The organism is Stenotrophomonas sp. NPDC078853 (genome assembly GCF_044901215.1).
GTDB classification, from domain to species: domain Bacteria; phylum Pseudomonadota; class Gammaproteobacteria; order Xanthomonadales; family Xanthomonadaceae; genus Stenotrophomonas; species Stenotrophomonas lacuserhaii.
This window is the reverse complement of record NZ_JBJDOQ010000020.1, coordinates 32,864-51,223: the sequence shown is the minus strand read 5'-3', so window position 1 is coordinate 51,223 and position 18,360 is coordinate 32,864. Positions and strand designations below refer to the sequence as shown.

Genomic DNA, 18,360 nt, shown 5'->3' with positions numbered 1-18,360 from the left:
CAGCGGGCGGACGCCCCACGACCTATAGGACTAACGAAGTGTTTACATCGGACATTGGAAACGCTTACATTCCGCGCCAAGCCGTAAGGCTGGAGTCGTGGAGGGCGACTTTGTGAACAAGGCAGCGATCACCATCAAGGATGTTGCGCGGGAAGCCAAGGTCTCCGTGGCCACGGTTTCGCGCGCGCTCAATGGACACGAAAATGTCGCCGAGCCGGTTCGCCAACTGGTGCTGGAGGTGGCTGCGCGCCTGCGCTACACCCCGCACGCCGCCGCCCGCAGCCTGAGCAGCCGGCGCACCAATACCGTCGGGGTGGTGCTGCCTGATCTGTATGGCGAGTTCTTCTCCGAACTGATGCGCGGCATCGACCAGATCGCCCGCATCCGCCGCCAGCACCTGCTGGTGTCCAGTTACCACGGCGACCAGGAGCAGCAGGGCGCTGCCCTGCGTGCCATGCGCGGCCGCGTCGACGGCCTGCTGGTGCTGTCCCCGTATGCGGAAAGCCCGGGTTTCCTGACCGACAACCTGCCGCAGTCGCTGCCCACGGTACTGATCAATACCTATCTGCCCGACCAGGACCATCCTGTGTTGAGCATCGATGACCACGCCGGCGCGGTGGCGATGACCCGCCACCTGCTCGACGTTGGCCACCGCCGCATTGCCTTCATTTCAGGCCCGGACTCCAACTACGATGCGCGCGAACGCCTGCGGGGCTTCCGCGATGCGCTGGCTGCCTTTGGCAGTGATGCGCAGGGCATCGAGCTGCCCGGCGATTTCGACGAAGCTTCCGGCCATCGTGCCGGTCAGGAGTTGCTGGCAGCCGGAACGCTGCCCGATGCGGTATTCGCGGCCAACGACATGATGGCGCTGGGCTGTCTGTATGCGTTTGCCCAGGCCGGACTGAAGGTTCCCGATGACGTGGCCCTGGCCGGTTTCGATGACATTCCGCTGGCCCGTTTCGTTCACCCGTCGTTGACGACGATGCAGGTGAGTATCGCCGAACTCGGTGACATGGCGATGACGCGCCTGATGCAGTTGATGGATTCAAAAAGCACGGAAGGCGCGGGTGACAAGCAGACGCTTGTGCCGAAGCTGATCGTGCGTGATTCAAGCAAGAGTGTTGCCCGCAGGACCCAAACCCACACGCCATCCGGCCGTTGAAGCCAGAGGCGATTCCATTTTTTGTTTGACATGAAAGGGGCGGCCATCGCGGTCGCCACCACCCCCGGAGATTTTCATGACGCAGTTCAATCACCATCGTCGGATGCCGGCTCGCCGTCTGTTGACGTGCGCCCTGGTCAGCTGCCTGGCCATCGCTGCAGCACCGGACGTGATGGCCCAGTCGGCCAACGCGAGCCTGCGCGGCAACGTCGCTTCGGCCCAGGCCGGCAGCGAAGTGGTCGCCACCAACGTCGCCACCGGTTCGGTGCGACGTTCCACCGTGCGCGCCGATGGCAGCTATTCGCTGCAGGGCCTCGACCCGGGCACCTACAACGTGGTGGCCAATGGCCAGACCCAGAAGGTCACCGTGACCGTGGCTTCGGCCGCCACGCTGAACTTCTCCGGTGAAGCCGCCGCCCCGGCCGCTGCCGGCGATGCCAAGAACCTGGACACCGTCACTGTCATCGCCCCGACCCTGCTGCAGGAAGTGCGTACGTCGGAAGTCGGCAAGACCGTCAGCCTGCAGCAGATCCAGACCACGCCGCAGGTGTCGCGCAACTTCCTGGAGTTCGCCGATGCCGTGCCGGGCCTGATCTTCACCCGTGACGCCAAGGGCAACACCTCGCTGCGCGGCGGTGCGACCAACGCCGACGGCACCAACGTGTACATCGACGGCGTGGGCCAGAAGAGCTACGTCAAGGGCGGCGGCGTGGCCGGCCAGTCCGGCAGCGCCGGCAACCCGTTCCCGCAGCTGGCGATCGGCGAATACAAGGTCATCAGTGGCAACTACAAGGCCGAATACGGCCAGGTCTCCAGCGCCGCGGTGACGGCGGCGACCAAGTCCGGTACCAACGAGTTCAAGGGTGAAACCTTCTACCGTTATACCAACGAAGACATGCGTGCCAAAACCCCGGCGGAGCGCCAGGCCGGCCAGGACAAGATGGCCTCGGCCGAGAAGGAATACGGCTTCGCGCTCGGCGGTCCGATCGTCCAGGACAAGGCGCACTTCTTCGTGACCTACGAAGCCAAGCGCTTCGACCTGCCGGTCACCATCGCACCCGACGGCGCGGTCGGCGGTGCGGCCAGCCTGCTGCCGGCCGATGCCGCCGCCGGCCTCGGCCCGGCCAGCCAGCCGTTCGAGCAGGACCTGATCTTCGCCAAGATCGACTTCGAGCCGACCGACAACGATCGCATCGAGCTGACCTTCCAGGACCGCGACGAGACCCAGCAGCAGTTCAGCGGCCAGACCGCACCGGAAGCGGGCCGTGAAGTGGTCAACACCGACCGTCGTTACGCCCTGCGCTGGAACCACAGCGGCGAGCGTTACTACAACGAAGTGCTGCTCACCCACGAAGATTCGTTCAACAACCCGACCCCGCTGACCCTGGCCAACGGCGTCACCTACACCGCACCGGACGGCACCGAAGACCGCACCGTGGTGAAGGTCGGTGGCGCCTCGGCACTGGATTCGCAGGTGAAGGGCCAGAAGGGCTGGTCGATCGAAGACAACCTGACGCTGGACGGCCTGCAGTGGGCCGGCGACCACACCGTCAAGATGGGCGTGAAGTACAAGGAAATCGACCTGTACGCATCCGATGCGGCGCAGATCAACCCGACCTTCACCTACAGCCTGGGCGATGCGGACTTCCCCGATTCCATTCCGTACAAGGCGCAGTTCGTCAAGCCGGTGACCGGCGTGTCGGGCGTGTCCGGCGAAGTGCGCTCCAAGTCCAAGCAGATCGGCCTGTTCATCCAGGACGACTGGCAGGTCAACGACCACCTGCAGCTCAACCTGGGCCTGCGTTGGGACTACGAAAAGACCCCGTCCTACCTGGACTTCGTGACGCCGCGGGAAGTGGTCGACGCGATCTATTCGCAGGATCCGCGCGCTGCCGCCGGCCAGACCTACGCCGATTCGCTGGCGCTGGGCGGGCTGGACATCAGCGATTACATCAGCACCGGCAAGAACCGCAAGGCGTTCAAGGATGCCTGGCAGCCGCGCCTGGGCTTCTCGTATGACATCAACGCCGACGAGCAGCACGTGATCCACGGTGGTGCGGGCCGTTCCTACGATCGTGACCTGTTCGACAACCTGCAGCTGGAAACCACCAAGCTGGCCCTGCCGCAGCCGACCATCTACTTCCGCAACCCGGCCACCGGCAGCTGCATCAACGGCCAGGCCGCCTGCTATGACTGGAACCCGAACCTGCTCAACGGCATCGGCAACCTGCAGACGCTGGTCGGTTCGACCAGCAATGCCGGTCTGGAAGTGGACCTGCTGAACAACAACCTCAAGGCGCCGTACTCCGATCAGTTCAGCCTGGGCATGAGCAACCAGGTCGGTGAATGGCTGACCGATGCCACCATCGCCCGCACCCTGAGCTATGACGGCTTCGCCTTCACCCTGGGCAACCGCTACCCGACCGGCCAGTTCTTCGATGACCCGCAGCTGTGCGGCGGTTCCGCGCCGGGCCTGAGCCAGGCCTGGAGCTGCAACGTGCCGGGCTTCGGCAGCCTGATCATCGGCCAGCAGGGCATCAAGACCCGGGCGACCCAGGTCCTGCTGTCGGCGCAGAAGCCGTTCACCAAGGAAAGCGGCTGGGGCACCTCGGTCGCCTACACCTGGACCACCGCACGCCACAACCGCGACATCAACGAGAAGTACGCCTTCGACCGCGGCCTGATCGAGGATTACCCGACCATCCGCTCCAACGGCGCACCGCGCCACCGCCTGGTGGTCACCGGTTCGTATGCGGGCTTCTGGGGCATCACCTTCGGCGGCAAGGTCACCCTGGCCACGCCGACCGCGGTGAACGACTGGTACAACGTGCTGCAGGCCAGCGGTTACAACCTGCCGACGCCGGGAGCCGCGGTGCCCAACGGCAACGGCAAGTTCCTGCTGGGTGGCAAGATCTTCGGCTACCGTTCGGTCGATCTGCAGGCGACGAAGACGTTCAAGATGGCGCACGACACCGAGCTGTACGCTCGCATCGACATCATCAACGTGTTCAACTTCGACAACTTCTCCACCTACAACTACACCAAGCCCGATGGCAAGCTGCTGGCCAGCTACAACGAGACCGGCGAAATCATCGGTACGCCGCGCCAGGTGAAGGCGGAGGTCGGCTTCCGGTTCTGATCCGGAACGCCTGATGCACGACGCGGTACCGCCTCCGGGCGGTACCGTGGAAGCAATGGCGGGTCTTCGGACCCGTCCATTGCCCAGCCCACTGCCCTGGAGGGGGCAGTGGGCTGGGCAATGACCGTCGGCGTCGAACCACTACGGTGGTTTTTTTTCGAGACGCGTTTGTAAACGATTTCAGGTCATTGGACGTTATGCTCTCCATTCTTGAACAGCACAAAAGGAAGGGGCCGATGCGGGTTAGCCACCTGTTGACCATCGCCGCGATCACCTTGGCCGCCGCCGGCTGCAAGCCGCAGGCCGCGCCCGAGCCGGCCAAACCGGCCCCGCAGGTGATCCTGGTCGAAGCCGACCTGCCACCGCGTCCGATGAAGCCGGAGCTGCCGCCACTGTTCGATGACATCGAACGCCGCACCTTCCAGTTTTTCTGGGACACCAGCAATGAGATCAACGGACTGACCCCGGACCGCTATCCCTCGCGGCCGTTCGCCAGCATCGCCTCGGTCGGTTTCGCGCTGACCGCTTATCCGATCGGCATCGAGAACGGCTGGGTCAGCCGCAACCAGGCGGTGGACCGCACCCTGACCACGCTGCGCTTCCTGCGCGATGTGCCGATGGGCCCGCAGCGCACCGGCAAGGGCGGTTACAAGGGCTTCTATTACCACTTCCTGGACATGCAGCAAGGCCACCGCTACGACAGCTGGGTAGAACTGTCTTCGGTGGATACCGCGCTGCTGATGATGGGCGTGCTGTTCGCGCAGTCGTACTACGACGGCGGCGATTCGCGCGAGAAGGAAATCCGGGACATCGCCGAGACGCTGTACAAGCGCGTTGACTGGCCGTGGCTGCAGGAGCGTTCGCCGCTGATCTCGATGGGCTGGTTCCCGGAAAGCGGCACCATCGAACACGACTGGATGGGCTACAACGAGGCGATGATCGTCTACATCCTGGCGCTCGGTTCGCCGACCCATCCGGTCAGCCCGGATGCGTGGACGGTGTGGACGCGTACCTACGACAACGACTGGGGTGTCTACCAGGGCCAGGAATACCTGTCCTTCGGCCCGCTGTTCGGCCATCAGTACAGCCATGTCTGGATCGACTTCCGCGATATCCAGGACGCCTACATGCGCGAACGCGGCAGCACGTATTTCCTCAACAGCCGTTCGGCTGCGTTGGCCCAGCGCGAGTACGCGATCAGCAACCCGATGGAATGGAAGGGATACGGCCAGAACGTCTGGGGCCTGACCGCCAGTGACGGTCCGCAGAACACCACCCAGGAATACCGTGGCGAGCAGCGCCAGTTCCGCCATTACTCTTCGCGCGGCGCCGGCCTGCGCGAGAATTTCGACGACGGCACCATCGCCCCGACCGCGGCCATTTCCTCGATCGTGTTCGCTCCGGAAGAAGTGATCCCGGCGACCCAGGAAATGCACAAGCGCTTCGGTGATTACATCTATTCCAGCTACGGCTTCCTGGATTCGTTCAACCCGAGTTTCAACTACGACATCCCGATCAAGACCGGGCGCATGGTGCCTGATCGCGGCTGGGTGGCGAGTGACTACATCGGCATCGACCAGGGCCCGATCCTGACCATGATCGCCAACTACCGCAATGATTTCGTGTGGGAGGTGATGAAGAAGAACCCGCACATCCGCAAGGGGCTGGAGCGCGCTGGTTTCAGCGGCGGCTGGCTGACCCCGGAAGGTGAGCAGCAGCCGCTGCAGCTGGAAAAAGACGAGAAGGCCGCCGACGCACGCGCGGTCGGCATTGCAGAATCACGCGCCGCCGCGGCACAGGAACAGAAGAATGCATCGCGCAACAACAACCCGGGCAAGTAAGCCTGCGCTGGCAACGAAGAAGAAGTCCCCGGGCCGTCGCCTGCGCTGGGTCGCCGCGCTGGTGGCCGGCCTGGTGCTGGCGGGCTGCGCGCGCAAGGAAGAGGGCACCACGGTGCGCTTCTGGGCGATGGGACGCGAGGCCGAAGTGGTGGCCGAGCTGATCCATGAGTTCGAGGCCGAGAATCCCGGCATCCGCGTGGACGTGCAGAACATCCCGTGGACGGCCGCGCACGAAAAGCTGCTGACCGCGTTCGCCGCAGACGGGCTGCCCGATGTCTGCCAGCTTGGTAATACGTGGATCCCGGAATTCGCCGAGCTCGATACGCTGGAGCCGCTGCAGCCGTACATCGACCGTTCCACGGTGGTCGAGCCTGCCGATTATTTCCCGGGCATCTGGGACACCAACGTGATCCACGGTGAAGTGGTCGGCGTGCCGTGGTACGTCGATACCCGCCTGCTGTACTACCGCAAGGACCTGCTGGCGCAGGCCGGCCACGATGCGCCGCCGCGCACCTGGGCCGAGTTCGAACAGCAGATGGCCGACATCAAGAAGATGCAGGGCCCGAACCGCTATGCGGTGCTGATGCCGATCAACGAGTTCGAGCAGCAGCTGTCCTTTGCCCTGCAGCAGCCGGACCCGCTGCTGCGCGATGACGATACCCGCGGCAATTTCCGCAGCCCCGGTTTCCGCAGGACGCTGGGTTTCTACGCCAACATGTTCGAGAAGGGCTGGGCGCCGAAGATGTCCGAAACCCAGATCTCCAACGTCTGGGATGAGTTCTTCCGGGGCTTCAATGTGTTCTACATTTCCGGCCCCTGGAACATCCGCGAGTTCAAGAAGCTGGAGCCGAAGGAACTCGCCGGCAAGTGGGGCACCGCCGCGCTGCCCGGGCCGGATGGCCCCGGTGCCGGCATCGCCGGTGGCACCAGCCTGGTGATCTTCCGCAAGGCGCAGCAGAAGGAAGCGTCGTGGAAGCTGATCGAGTTCCTGTCGCGCCCGGAGATCCAGCAACGCTTCCATTCCATCATCGGCGACCTGCCGCCGCGTCGCAGCACCTGGCAGGCCCCGTCGCTGGCGGATGATCCGCTGGCGGCTGCGTTCCGTGACCAGCTCGAGCGCGTCAAGCCGACCCCGAAGGTGCTGGAATGGGAGCGCATCGTGCAGGAAATGCGCATCGTCACCGAAAAGGTGGTACGTGGTGGGCAGGCGCAGGATGCAGCCGTGACCGAGCTGGACGACCGCGTGGACAAGGTGCTGGCCAAGCGTCGCTGGATGCATGAGCAGGCCACCGGACAACCGGGCGATGCTGCGCCTGCGGCCACGGGAGGCCAGCCATGAACCGTTCTTCGCTTGCCGGCTGGATCTTCGCTGCCCCGGCGGTGATCGTGCTGGGCGTGTTCTTCGGCCTGCCGGTAGCCTCGGCGCTGGCGCTCAGCGTGACCGACTTCGACCTGTACTCGCTGGCCGACGGCGCCAACCTGCGCTTCGTCGGACTGGGCAACTACATCGACCTGCTGCAGACCCCGATGTTCTGGAAGTCGCTGTGGAACACCACCTACTTCGTGGTGATCGGGGTGCCGCTGTCCATCGCGGTGTCGCTGGGTGCGGCGATCCTGCTCAATGCACCGGCGGCCCGCTTCAAGGCCCTGTTCCGTACCGCGCTGTTCGCCCCGGTGGTGACCACGCTGGTGGCGGTGGCGGTGATCTGGCGCTACCTGTTCCACACCAGCTATGGCCTGGTGAACTACGGGCTGGGGCACATCGGCATCAGCCCGATCGACTGGCTGGGCGATCCGGACTGGGCCATGCCGACGATCATGCTGTTCGCGGTGTGGAAGAACTTCGGCTACAACATGGTGATCTTCCTGGCTGGCCTGCAGGCGATCCCGCATGACCTGTACGAGGCCGCGCGCATCGATGGCGCATCGCGCTGGAAGCAGTTCCTGCACATCACCCTGCCGATGCTCGGCCCGGTGCTGCTGGTGGTCGGGGTGATCACCGTGTCCGGCTATTTCCAGCTGTTCGCCGAACCCTACGTGATGACCCGCGGCGACCCGCTGCAGAGCACCGTGAGCGTGCTGTACTTCATGTTCGAAGAAGGCTTCAAGTGGTGGAACCTCGGCCGGGCATCGGCGGTGGCGTTCCTGTTGTTCCTGATCATCCTGGCGGTGACCTCGGTGATGCTGCGCTTCGGGCGCAAAAGGCAGATGGTATGAGTCGCGAAATCGGCCAGTCACGCTGGCACGGGTGGTGGATCAACGGTGGATTGCTGGTGCTGGCGCTGGTCAGCCTGGCGCCGCTGTTGTGGATGGTGTCGGTGTCGGTGATGCCGGCCGGCGAGGCGACCACGTTCCCGCCGCCACTGACGCCCTCGCACGTCACCTTCGCCAACTACCACGAGCTGTTCGCGCGGACCGGCATGGGCGTCAACTTCGCCAACAGCCTGCTGGTGTCGGTGGCGATCACGCTGGGGTCGCTGCTGCTCAACACGATGGCCGGCTATGCCTTCGCCAAGCTGCGCTTCGTTGGCCGTGACCGCCTGTTCCAGGTGCTGATGGCCGCGCTGGTGATCCCGGCGCAGGTGGCGATGCTGCCGCTGTTCCTGCTGATGAAGCAGCTGGGCCTGGTCAACAGCTTCGGCGGGGTGATCGTGCCGGCGCTGGCCACCGTGTTCGGCATCTTCCTGGTGCGCCAGTACGCGCGATCCATCCCGGACGAACTGCTGGAAGCGGCGCGCATGGACGGGGCAGGGGAGATGCGGATCTTCTTCCAGATCGTGCTGCCGATGCTCAAGCCGGTGCTGGTCACCCTGTCCATTTTCACCTTCATGGGCGCGTGGAACGACTTCATGTGGCCGTTGATCGTGCTGACCGACCAGGAGCACTACACCCTGCCGGTGGCGCTTGCCACGCTGTCACGCGAACACATCATGGACGTTGAGATGATGATGGCCGGCGCGGTGGTCACGGTGATCCCGGTGCTGGCGTTGTTCCTGCTGCTGCAGCGCTATTACATTCAAGGTCTCATGTTGGGGAGTGTCAAAGGGTGAACCGGAAAATCATCGCTGGCCTGGCGTTGTTGTGGTCCTGCGTGGCAGTTGCTGCCCCGCCTCCTGCCGCACCTGCACCGAAGGTCATCGATGATTTCGACGACATGGGCCAGTGGACACTGGTGCTGTCCGACCAGGTCAGCGGCTCGCTGCGCAACGTCGCCGGTGCCGGCGGCGGCCGCGCGATGTGCCTGGATTACGACTTCCACGAGGTATCCGGCTATGTCGGCGTGCGTCGCGCGCTGAGCATCGACTACCCGGCCAACTACCGCTTTGGGTTCCAGCTGCGCGGCGACTCGCCGTCCAACGACCTGCAGTTCAAGTTGATCGATGCCAGCGGCGACAACGTGTGGTGGGTCAACCGCCCCGGCTACGCCTTCCCCAAGGCCTGGACGCCGGTGGAGTTCCGCAAGCGCCACATCGACAAGGCCTGGGGCCCGTCGCCGGAGAAGGAACTCAAGCGCAGCGCGTCGATGGAGTTCACGATATACAGCAAGGTTGGCGGGCGCGGCACGGTCTGCTTCGACAAGCTGACCCTGCAGGGCCTGCCCGCGCAGGATGATTCGCCGCTGCAGCCGGACGTGCTGGCCGACACGGCCACCGCGCTGCAGGACCGCATGATCGACGGCAAGGCCGATACGTTCTGGGTCAGCGGCGGGGTCAAGCAACAGACCATCAGCCTGGACCTGGGCAAACCGCGTGAAGTGGGTGGGGCGGTGATCGACTGGCTGCCCGGCCTGGAGGCCACGCGTTACACCGTGCGCGCCTCGCAGGATGGGCGCGACTGGCGCACCGTGCGCGAGGTCACTGCCGGCAGTGGCGGCCGTGACTGGCTGGCGCTGCCGGAGACCGATGCGCGCTACCTGCGCTTCGACCTGCAGGGTGGCCCCAACTGGCGCTATGGCATCCGCGATATCGCGCTGAAGCCGCTGGCGTTCGCCGCCACCCCGAATGCGTTTCTTTCTTCGGTGGCGGCCGACCTGCCGCGCGGTTCGTTGCCGCGTGCGTACGTAGGCGAGCAGCCGAGCTGGACCCTGCTGGGCCTGGATGGCGGCCGCGAGCAGGCGCTGATCAGCGAAGACGGCGCGCTGGAAATGGCGCGTGGCAGCTTCAGCGTGGAGCCGTTCCTGAAGCTGGACGGAAAGCTGGTCAGCTGGGCCGATGTCAGCCCGATCCAGTCGCTGCAGGACAGTTACCTGCCGATCGCGAGCGTGGACTGGCAGCACGACAAGGCGTCGCTGTCGGTGACCGGATTCGTGCAGGGCACCCCGGAAAAATCCCAGCTGGTGGCCCGTTACTCACTGAAGAATCCGGACAAGGTCGCCCACGAGTACACCCTGGCGCTGGCGATCCGCCCGTGGCAGGTCAATCCGCCGACCCAGTTCCTCAATACCATCGGGGGCTTCAGCCGCATCGACAGCCTGGACATGGAAGAAGGGCTGGTGAAGGTCAATGGCGAACCGCGGCTGTATCCGGTGCAGGCGCCGGACGCGCGCTTTGCCACCGCCTTCGACGGCAAGCTGGAGGTGATGCACCTGGCTGGCGGCGCGCTGCCGACCACCACCTCGGTGAAGGATCCCACCGGCATGGCCTCCGGTGCGCTGCTGTATACGTTCAAGCTGGAACCGGGGCAGAGCCGCGAAGTGGCGCTGGTGCTGCCGCAGATGGGCAGTTTCAACCCGCGCGGTTTCGATGCCGGCAAGGCGCAGGCGCAGGTCGCGGCGATGTGGCGGCAGAAGCTGGACGGCCTGCAGCTGCAGCTGCCGCGCGAAGGCCAGCCGCTTGCCGACACGCTGCGCACGGCGCTCGCGCACATGTTGATTTCCCGCGTGGGCCCACGCCTGCAGCCCGGCACGCGCTCCTACGGGCGCAGCTGGATCCGCGATGGCGCGATGATTTCCGAGGGCCTGCTGCGCATGGGCCGCAGCGATGCGGTGCGCGATTACGTGCAGTGGTATGCCCCGTTCCAGTTCGACAACGGCAAGGTGCCCTGCTGCGTGGATGACCGCGGCAGTGACCCTGTGCCGGAGAACGACAGCCACGGCGAGCTGATCTACAACATCGCCGAATACTGGCGCTACACCGGTGACGACGCCTTCTTGGAGGCGATGTGGCCGCATGTGGTCGGCGCCTTCCACTACATGGAGCGCCTGCGCGCCAGCGAGCGGACCGAAGAAAACCGCGCGCGCAACCCGGCCTTCTACGGGATGATGCCGGCCTCGATCAGCCACGAAGGCTATTCGGCCAAGCCGATGCATTCGTACTGGGACAACTTCTGGGCGCTGCGGGGTTACAAGGACGCCGGGATCATCGCCGAGCGCCTGCAGAAGATGGAAGTGCTGGCGATCACCGGCGCGCGCGATGAGTTCCGCGCCGATCTGCAGGCATCGCTGTATGCGGCGATGGATCAGCACCGCATCGACTTCCTGCCGGGATCGGCGGAGCTGGGCGACTTCGATGCGACCTCCACGACCATCGCGCTGGCGCCGGGCGGTGAGCAGGGGCGTCTGCCGCAACCGCAACTGGACAACACCTTCCAGCGTTACTGGACCGAGTTCGTGGCACGCCGCGACGGCAAGCGCGAGTGGAAGGATTACACCCCCTACGAATGGCGCAACGTCGCTGCGTTCGTGCGCCTGGGTTGGCGTGACCGCGCCTGGCAGGCGACCGAATTCTTCTTCAAGGACCGCTCGCCGCAGGCCTGGAACCAGTGGGCCGAAGTGGTGTCGCGCACGCCGCGCAAGCCGTTCTTCGTCGGCGACCTGCCGCATGCCTGGGTGGCGTCGGATTTCGTGCGCTCGGCGCTGGACATGTTTGCCTACAACCGTGACGTGGACCAGTCGCTGGTGCTGGCCGCCGGCGTGCCGGTGCGTTGGTTCGAGGGGCAGGGCGTCGCGGTGAAGGGCCTGCGCACACCGCAGGGCCAGCTGGATTACCGGCTGCAGCGCAGCGACAAGCAACTGGTGCTGGAGGTCGCAGCCGGTGTACTGCCACCGGCCGGCGGCCTGGTGCTGCCTTGGCCGTATCCGGGCGAGCCCGGCGCGACCACGATCAATGGCGAGCCGGTGGAATGGATTGGCGGTGAACTGCACGTGCACCAGGTACCGGCGAAGATCGAGATCGAGGTCCCGGCCGCCGTGCGCCGGGCCGAACGCAAGGGGTGAGCAGCATGCGGGTGAGGGGCGGGAAGTGCGCGCGTGGTGTCGTGCGGATGATGCTTGGCTGTGCGGTGGGCGCGGCATTGCTGTTGCCCGGTGGGGGCATGGCGGCGGATCTGCGGTCGGGTGCAGCGGTCGCGGCAACGAACGGCGCTTCGCCGGGGATGACGCGCGAAGCGGGCATGAGCATGGTGACCTTCAACCTGCACCATGATCGCGAGGACTGGCCGGAGCGGCGCAAGACCATCCTGGCCGAGCTGCAGCGGCTGCAGCCGGATGCGATCGCCCTGCAGGAAGTGATCCAGAAGCGCAACGTGCGCAACCAGGCCGAGTGGCTGGCGAACCGGCTGGGCTATTCGTACCTGTTCGTTTCGACCGATCCGGCCGGGGCGAGCAAACGCTATGGCAATGCGCTGCTGACCCGCCGGCCGGTCCTCGCTCGCGGCCAGCACCTGCTGCAGCCGCTGGGCGACTACCGCACCGTGGGCCACCTGCGCATCGAAGTGGATGGGAGGCCGATCAATGTCTACGCCACCCACCTCAACGAGCGTTCCGATGAGCAGGGCGTCCAGACCCGGCGGGCGCAGGTGGAGGACCTGCTGCGCTTCATCAGCAGCACCTCGGCCGGCGCGCCGGTGGTGATCGCCGGCGACTTCAACGCGATGGTCGATGCAGGGGATCTGAGCGAGCTGCGCAGTCATTACGGTGACAGCTACGGCAGCGTGCACGTCAACAATGACCTGAGTGGCGTCAGCACCCTCAACCGTCATTATTTCCAGGCGCCGTCGCGCATCGACCATATCTTCTTCCAGCAGGACCAGCTGCTGGCGCGTGAGGCGAAGATCCTGTTCGACCAGCCCGACGCGGGCGGCCGCTGGGCGTCGGACCATTATGGTGTATGGACGCGCCTGCAGTTCGCGCCGGATACGGCGGCGGAGCAGCGCCAAGGCGCCGCCGCCGGGCACTGACGGCCGCCGGCCGCCGGCCGTCAGCCTGTGCCCTGGTGGGTGACGACCGTTGGTCGTCACGCCCTAGCCGTTGCACTCGCCGGGCACGGCTCAGCCATCAGGTACAAAAAAACAGCGGCCCGAAGGCCGCTGTTTCGTTTTCACCACGGCAGCGGATCAGCCCTGCGGCAGGTTGCCCGGCTTGGCCTTGTTTTCCTCGGCATCCGTCTCGCTGGTCACCGTTTCGGTGGCCTTCGATGCGGCGGCCGGTTCCGGCTGGGCCACGACGGCGGCCTGGGCGGCGGCATCAGTGCCGCCGGCCAGGATCGCCGGCTCGGCGGCTTCCACCGCCTCGACCACTGCCGGTGCGGCAACCGCAGCCGGCAACGGAGCGGCAACCGGAGCCACCACCGGGGCCGGCTTCGGCGCTTCGGCTTCGGCCGGGACGGCCTCCACCTTGGGCGCTGCCGGCGGCACGGGCTGCCAGGACGGTGCCTGCTCGACCGCTGCGACAGGGGCTGCCGCGACCGGCGCTTCGGCCTTCGGCACTTCTGCCTGCACCGGAGTGGCGGCGTCGTGCTGCGGGCGGGCAACGTCGGCGCTGACGGTCGGCTTCACCGCTTCCACATCGGCGACGCCTTCGGCGGGGGTGTCGACCCGGGGCGATGCCACGAATGCGGGCGCTGCTTCAATCTTCGGCGCCTCGACCTTCGGTGCTTCCACCTTGGGCGCTTCCGCCTTCGGTGCTTCAACCACTGGAGCCCGCGCGGCAGTCACTGCGCTGGCCGCGGCCGGCACGATGGCGGCGGTCGCCAGCACCGCGGCTGCACGCTTCTCGCGCTCGATCGGAGCCGGAGCATCGCCTTCGTCGTCGAAGTCGAACTCCGGCTGCGGACGGCTCGAGGCCGGCTGGCGCTTTTCGGTGTCACCCACTTCAGAGGGAGCCGAAACCGCGGTCGCGTCCTGCTCTTCGGCGTCGTTGTCGTCTTCGTCGGAATCGTCATGACCCAGCGAATCCGATGCGGTGCCTTCTGCATTGCCACGACGACGACGACGACCGCCACGGCGACCACGTCGACGACGCGAGCCGCCTTCACTGCTGCCGTCATCCGTGGCCGGCGTTTCGGTGCCTTCGGCGCCTTCAACATTGACCGCGCTGGTTTCTTCGATGTCGGTGTCGACAACCGGCATGCGTGCCGTGGCCGGTGCTGCCTCGGTGGCCTGCGGTGTTGCCGGGGATGCCGCGGTCGTGGTGTGGCTGTCGACCTCTTCGCCACGCAGCTGCTGGTTGGCCAGGCGCGATGCGGCTTCGGCAGCGTCCAGGCCCATCGGCGTGATCGCCGTGACAGTTGCCGCGGCGGCAATGTCACTGCCGTCGCGCTGCGGCTTGTCGCCATCCTGCACACGCGGCTGGCGCGGCTGCTTCACCTTCGGCTGCTGCTGGCCCTGTGCCGGCGCCTGTCCCTGGGCCTGCTCGGCGCGCTCGCCGCGCTCATTGCGCTGCTTGCCACCCTGCTGGCCCTGTTCCTGGCGCTGCTTCGGCTGCTGCTGGCCATTGCCGTTGCCGGCCTGTGCGTTGGCGGTGGCAGCGACCTGTGCGTTGCCGCCCTGTGCATTGCCCTGGCGGCGCTCACCACGCTCACCACGCTCACCGCGTTCCTTGCGGCCCTGGCCCTGTGCCTGCGGGGCGCCGTTGCCGGCGCTGCGGCTGTCGTCACGGCGGTCCTTGCGGTCCTTGCCGGTGCGATCCTTGCCGTTGCGGTCCTTGCGGCCATTCTCACCGCCGTTGGCACGCGCGGCCGGTGCCGGTGCCGGTGCGGCTGCCGGTTCACCACCGAAGATGCGCTTGAACCAACCGACCACGCCGCCGGTGGCAGCCGGAGCGGCGACCGGAGCGGCCACCGGGACCGGAGCCGGCTGCGGCGCGGCTTCTTCGCGGATCGGGGCTGGCGAGTTGTGCTGGACCTGGGTCACGGCCGGCGGCGGAATGTTCAGCTGACCCTTGGTCAGGGCATGCACCGGCAGCTTGCGCGGGGTGCCGCGCTGGTAGCTCGGCTTGCCACTTTCCTCGCCCAGCTCGTTTTCGCGCAGGCGGGTCACGGTGTAATGCGGGGTGTGCAGCTGCTCGTCGGCCACGATCACGATCGGGGCTTCGTGGCGCGCTTCGATCTCGCGCAGCGCGCTGCGCTTTTCGTTGAGCAGGTAGTTGGCGATCTCGACCGGGGCCTGGACCAGCACCTGCCCGGTGTTTTCCTTCATCGCATGCTCTTCGGCGACGCGGATGATCGAGAGCGACAGCGATTCCACGCTGCGCATGCGGCCGTGGCCGTCGCAGTGCGGGCAGACCAGCTGGCTGGATTCGCCCAGGCTCGGACGCAGGCGCTGGCGGCTCATTTCCAGCAGGCCGAAGCGCGAGATGCGGCCGACCTGTACGCGGGCGCGGTCGTACTTCAGCGCCTGGGCGAGGCGGTTCTCGACCTCACGCTGGTGCTTGTTGGAGGACATGTCGATGAAATCGATCACCACCAGGCCGCCGAGGTCGCGCAGGCGCAGCTGGCGGGCCGCTTCTTCTGCCGCTTCCAGGTTGGTCTGGAACGCGGTGTCCTCGATGTCGCTGCCCTTGGTGGCGCGCGAGGAGTTCACGTCGATGGCGGTCAGCGCTTCGGTCTGGTCGACCACGATCGAGCCGCCCGACGGCAGGCGCACGTTGCGCTCGTAGGCGCCTTCGATCTGCGACTCGATCTGGAAGCGGTTGAACAGCGGGATGTCATCGGTGTAGTGCTTGAGCTTGCGCAGGGTCTGCGGCATCACCTGCTGCATGAACTCGCGGGCGTGCTGATACATCTCTTCGGTATCGACCAGGATCTCGCCGATGTCCGCGCGCAGGTAGTCGCGCAGGGCACGCACGATCAGCCGCGATTCCTGGTAGATCAGGAACGGGGCGGGCTTGCTCAGCGCCGCTTCGGCGATGGCGCGCCACACGTTCAGCAGGTAATCCAGGTCCCACTGCAGCTCTTCGGCATCGCGGCCGACGCCGGCGGTGCGGATGATCACGCCCATTTCGTCGGGAATGTTCAGCTTGTCCAGCGCGTCCTTCAGGGCGGCGCGGTCTTCGCCTTCGATCCGGCGCGAGACGCCACCGGCGCTCGGCGAATTCGGCATCAGCACCATGTAGCGGCCGGCCAGCGAGATGAACGTGGTCAGGGCAGCGCCCTTGTTGCCGCGTTCATCCTTGTCGATCTGCACCACGATTTCCTGGCCTTCGCGCAGGAGCTCCTTGATGCCGGCCTTGTTGTGGTCCACGCCGGCCTGGAAGTAATCGCGGGAGATTTCCTTCAGCGGCAGGAAGCCATGGCGGCCACCGCCGTATTCGACGAAGGCGGCTTCCAGCGAGGGCTCGATGCGGAAGATCCGGCCCTTGTAGATGTTGGACTTCTTCTGTTCCTTGGCCGGCTGCTCGATGTCGATGTCATACAACGACTGGCCATCCACGATGGCTACACGCAGTTCTTCGGCCTGCGTGGCGTTGATCAGCATTCGCTTCATTGTTGCGTTCCTCGCAAGCGGCTACCGCGCGGAACGCCATGGAGTTTCGCCTCTGGATACGGCTGGCCGCCCATTCGCGCAGGCGCGGGGAGGGTGGCCCGGGTTTCCAGCGCTACGACACCACGGCAGGCCGCGGGAGCGCTCTTGTTATCTGGTTTTGGGTGTTACGGGACCGGCGGCAGCTGTCAGCCAAAACTGGAGCGCCACGCGGGACATGTTCAGCGCGACTGCGTGTCAGGCAATCGGCGATGGCCGGGAGCGCCGGTGAGCCGCTAACATGGCCGCCCCGGGGGCGGTGGTCGCGCACTGTGCCGGATTCGTTGGAAGACAGGCTTCTGGCCCGGAGTAACTTCCAACGAAATCAATCCCTTATCTCGCCGCCCGAGTGTAACAGAATAAACAGGCTGATGACTGCTCAAGACCCCGCAAACCCCAACTCCGACAAGCCTTCCGTGCGCATGATCACCGTTCCCGACGACCGGGCGGGACAGCGGCTGGACAATTTCCTGCTCGGACAACTGAAAGGGGCGCCGCGCAGCCTGGTCTACAAGCTGGTGCGCAGCGGCCAGGTCCGGGTCAATGGCGGGCGCGCCAAGGCCGAGCGCAAGCTGGAAGGCGGGGAAGTGATCCGGATTCCGCCGGTCCATCTCAGCGAGGAAGGCGACAGGACCGGTCCGCCGGAATCATTCGTGCGCCGGCTGGAACAGGCCATCGTGTATGAAGACGAGCGCCTGCTGGCCCTGAACAAGCCGTCCGGCGTGGCCAGCCATGGCGGCAGCGGCATCAGTTTCGGCGCCATCGAGACTCTGCGGGCGCTGCGTCCGGGCAAGACGCTGGAGCTGGTGCACCGGCTGGACCGGGACACCTCCGGCCTGCTGATCGTGGCCAAGAAGCGCTCTGCACTGAGCGAGCTGCAGGCGCTGCTCCGCGAGGACCACGGCGCCGGCATCCGCAAGAAATACCTGACCCTGCTGGCCGGGCGCATGCCCGACGGCACCATGACCGTGGACGCGCCGCTGCACGTCGGCCTGCGCCAGGGCGGAGAGCGCCACGTGCAGGTGAATGCGATCGGCAAGCCGTCGATCAGCCACTTCAAGGTGCTGGAGCGCCGCGGTGGCCATTCCTACTGCGAGGTGCGGATCGAAACCGGGCGCACCCACCAGATCCGCGTGCACGCCCAGCATCTGGGCAATCCGGTGGCGGGTGACGACAAATACGGCGATCCTGTCGTCAACAAGCGCTTTCGTGAGCAGATCGGGCTGAAGCGGCTGTTCCTGCATGCCGCCTCGCTGGAGTTCGCGCTGGACGCGGGAAAGACCCCTTACGTGTTGAACGCGCCGCTGGCCGAGGAACTGGTCGAGGCCCTGGATCGGCTGAAGTAGCTAGCAGCGAACGGCGGAGCCCCTCGCGGCGGGGGGGCAAGCTGCATCCGGGGCGGTGCGGGGCCGGGCGGGGGGGGGGTTTGGGGGCCCCGGAAGTTAATACGATTTGGGCCTAGGGGGGGGCGGGCGGACAGT

General features: G+C 66.0%; 10 protein-coding genes. 9 read left to right on the top strand and 1 reads right to left on the bottom strand.

Going from position 1 to position 18,360, the window contains the following annotated elements; all coding sequences use genetic code 11:
• Positions 1-97 precede the first annotated feature (97 nt).
• The 8 genes from ACI2JH_RS17115 to ACI2JH_RS17080 all read left to right on the top strand — a co-directional run bounded on the left by ACI2JH_RS17115 (position 98) and on the right by ACI2JH_RS17080 (position 13,318).
• Positions 98-1,162, top strand: a complete 1,065-nt coding sequence (locus ACI2JH_RS17115; protein ID WP_042615189.1) for a LacI family DNA-binding transcriptional regulator — start codon at positions 98-100, stop codon at positions 1,160-1,162.
• 76 nt (positions 1,163-1,238) lie between these two features.
• Positions 1,239-4,301, top strand: a complete 3,063-nt coding sequence (locus ACI2JH_RS17110) for a TonB-dependent receptor domain-containing protein (RefSeq protein ID WP_404736783.1) — start codon at positions 1,239-1,241, stop codon at positions 4,299-4,301.
• A 236-nt stretch (positions 4,302-4,537) separates the two neighbouring features.
• Positions 4,538-6,142, top strand: coding sequence for a glucoamylase family protein (locus tag ACI2JH_RS17105; protein ID WP_404736782.1), 1,605 nt, complete (start codon positions 4,538-4,540; stop codon positions 6,140-6,142).
• Between the two features lie 40 nt (positions 6,143-6,182).
• Positions 6,183-7,481, top strand: coding sequence for a sugar ABC transporter substrate-binding protein (locus ACI2JH_RS17100; protein ID WP_404736795.1), 1,299 nt, complete (start codon positions 6,183-6,185; stop codon positions 7,479-7,481).
• Positions 7,478-8,359 carry a carbohydrate ABC transporter permease gene (locus ACI2JH_RS17095; RefSeq protein ID WP_057506835.1) on the top strand — a complete coding sequence of 294 codons (882 nt, stop codon included), beginning with the start codon at positions 7,478-7,480 and terminating at the stop codon, positions 8,357-8,359. The genes ACI2JH_RS17100 and ACI2JH_RS17095 overlap by 4 nt, the downstream gene beginning before the upstream one ends.
• Positions 8,356-9,192: a carbohydrate ABC transporter permease gene (locus ACI2JH_RS17090; protein ID WP_042615044.1), complete on the top strand. Its 837-nt coding sequence runs from the start codon at positions 8,356-8,358 to the stop codon at positions 9,190-9,192. Before ACI2JH_RS17095 ends, ACI2JH_RS17090 begins: the two co-directional genes overlap by 4 nt.
• 26 nt (positions 9,193-9,218) lie before the next feature.
• Positions 9,219-12,356, top strand: a complete 3,138-nt coding sequence (locus ACI2JH_RS17085) for a discoidin domain-containing protein (RefSeq protein ID WP_404736794.1) — start codon at positions 9,219-9,221, stop codon at positions 12,354-12,356.
• 47 nt (positions 12,357-12,403) lie between these two features.
• Entirely contained in the window at positions 12,404-13,318 is a 915-nt protein-coding gene (locus ACI2JH_RS17080; RefSeq protein ID WP_372487503.1) for an endonuclease/exonuclease/phosphatase family protein, read from the top strand.
• Between the two features lie 156 nt (positions 13,319-13,474).
• Here the strand turns inward: ACI2JH_RS17080 and ACI2JH_RS17075 are convergent, their stop codons facing one another.
• Positions 13,475-16,843: a ribonuclease E/G gene (locus tag ACI2JH_RS17075; RefSeq protein ID WP_404736781.1), complete on the bottom strand. Its 3,369-nt coding sequence runs from the start codon at positions 16,841-16,843 to the stop codon at positions 13,475-13,477.
• A 407-nt stretch (positions 16,844-17,250) separates the two neighbouring features.
• On the opposite strand from ACI2JH_RS17075, the gene ACI2JH_RS17070 reads away from it, so the two are divergent.
• Positions 17,251-18,225, top strand: a complete 975-nt coding sequence (locus tag ACI2JH_RS17070) for an RluA family pseudouridine synthase (RefSeq protein ID WP_404736780.1) — start codon at positions 17,251-17,253, stop codon at positions 18,223-18,225.
• Positions 18,226-18,360: the final 135 nt, after the last annotated feature.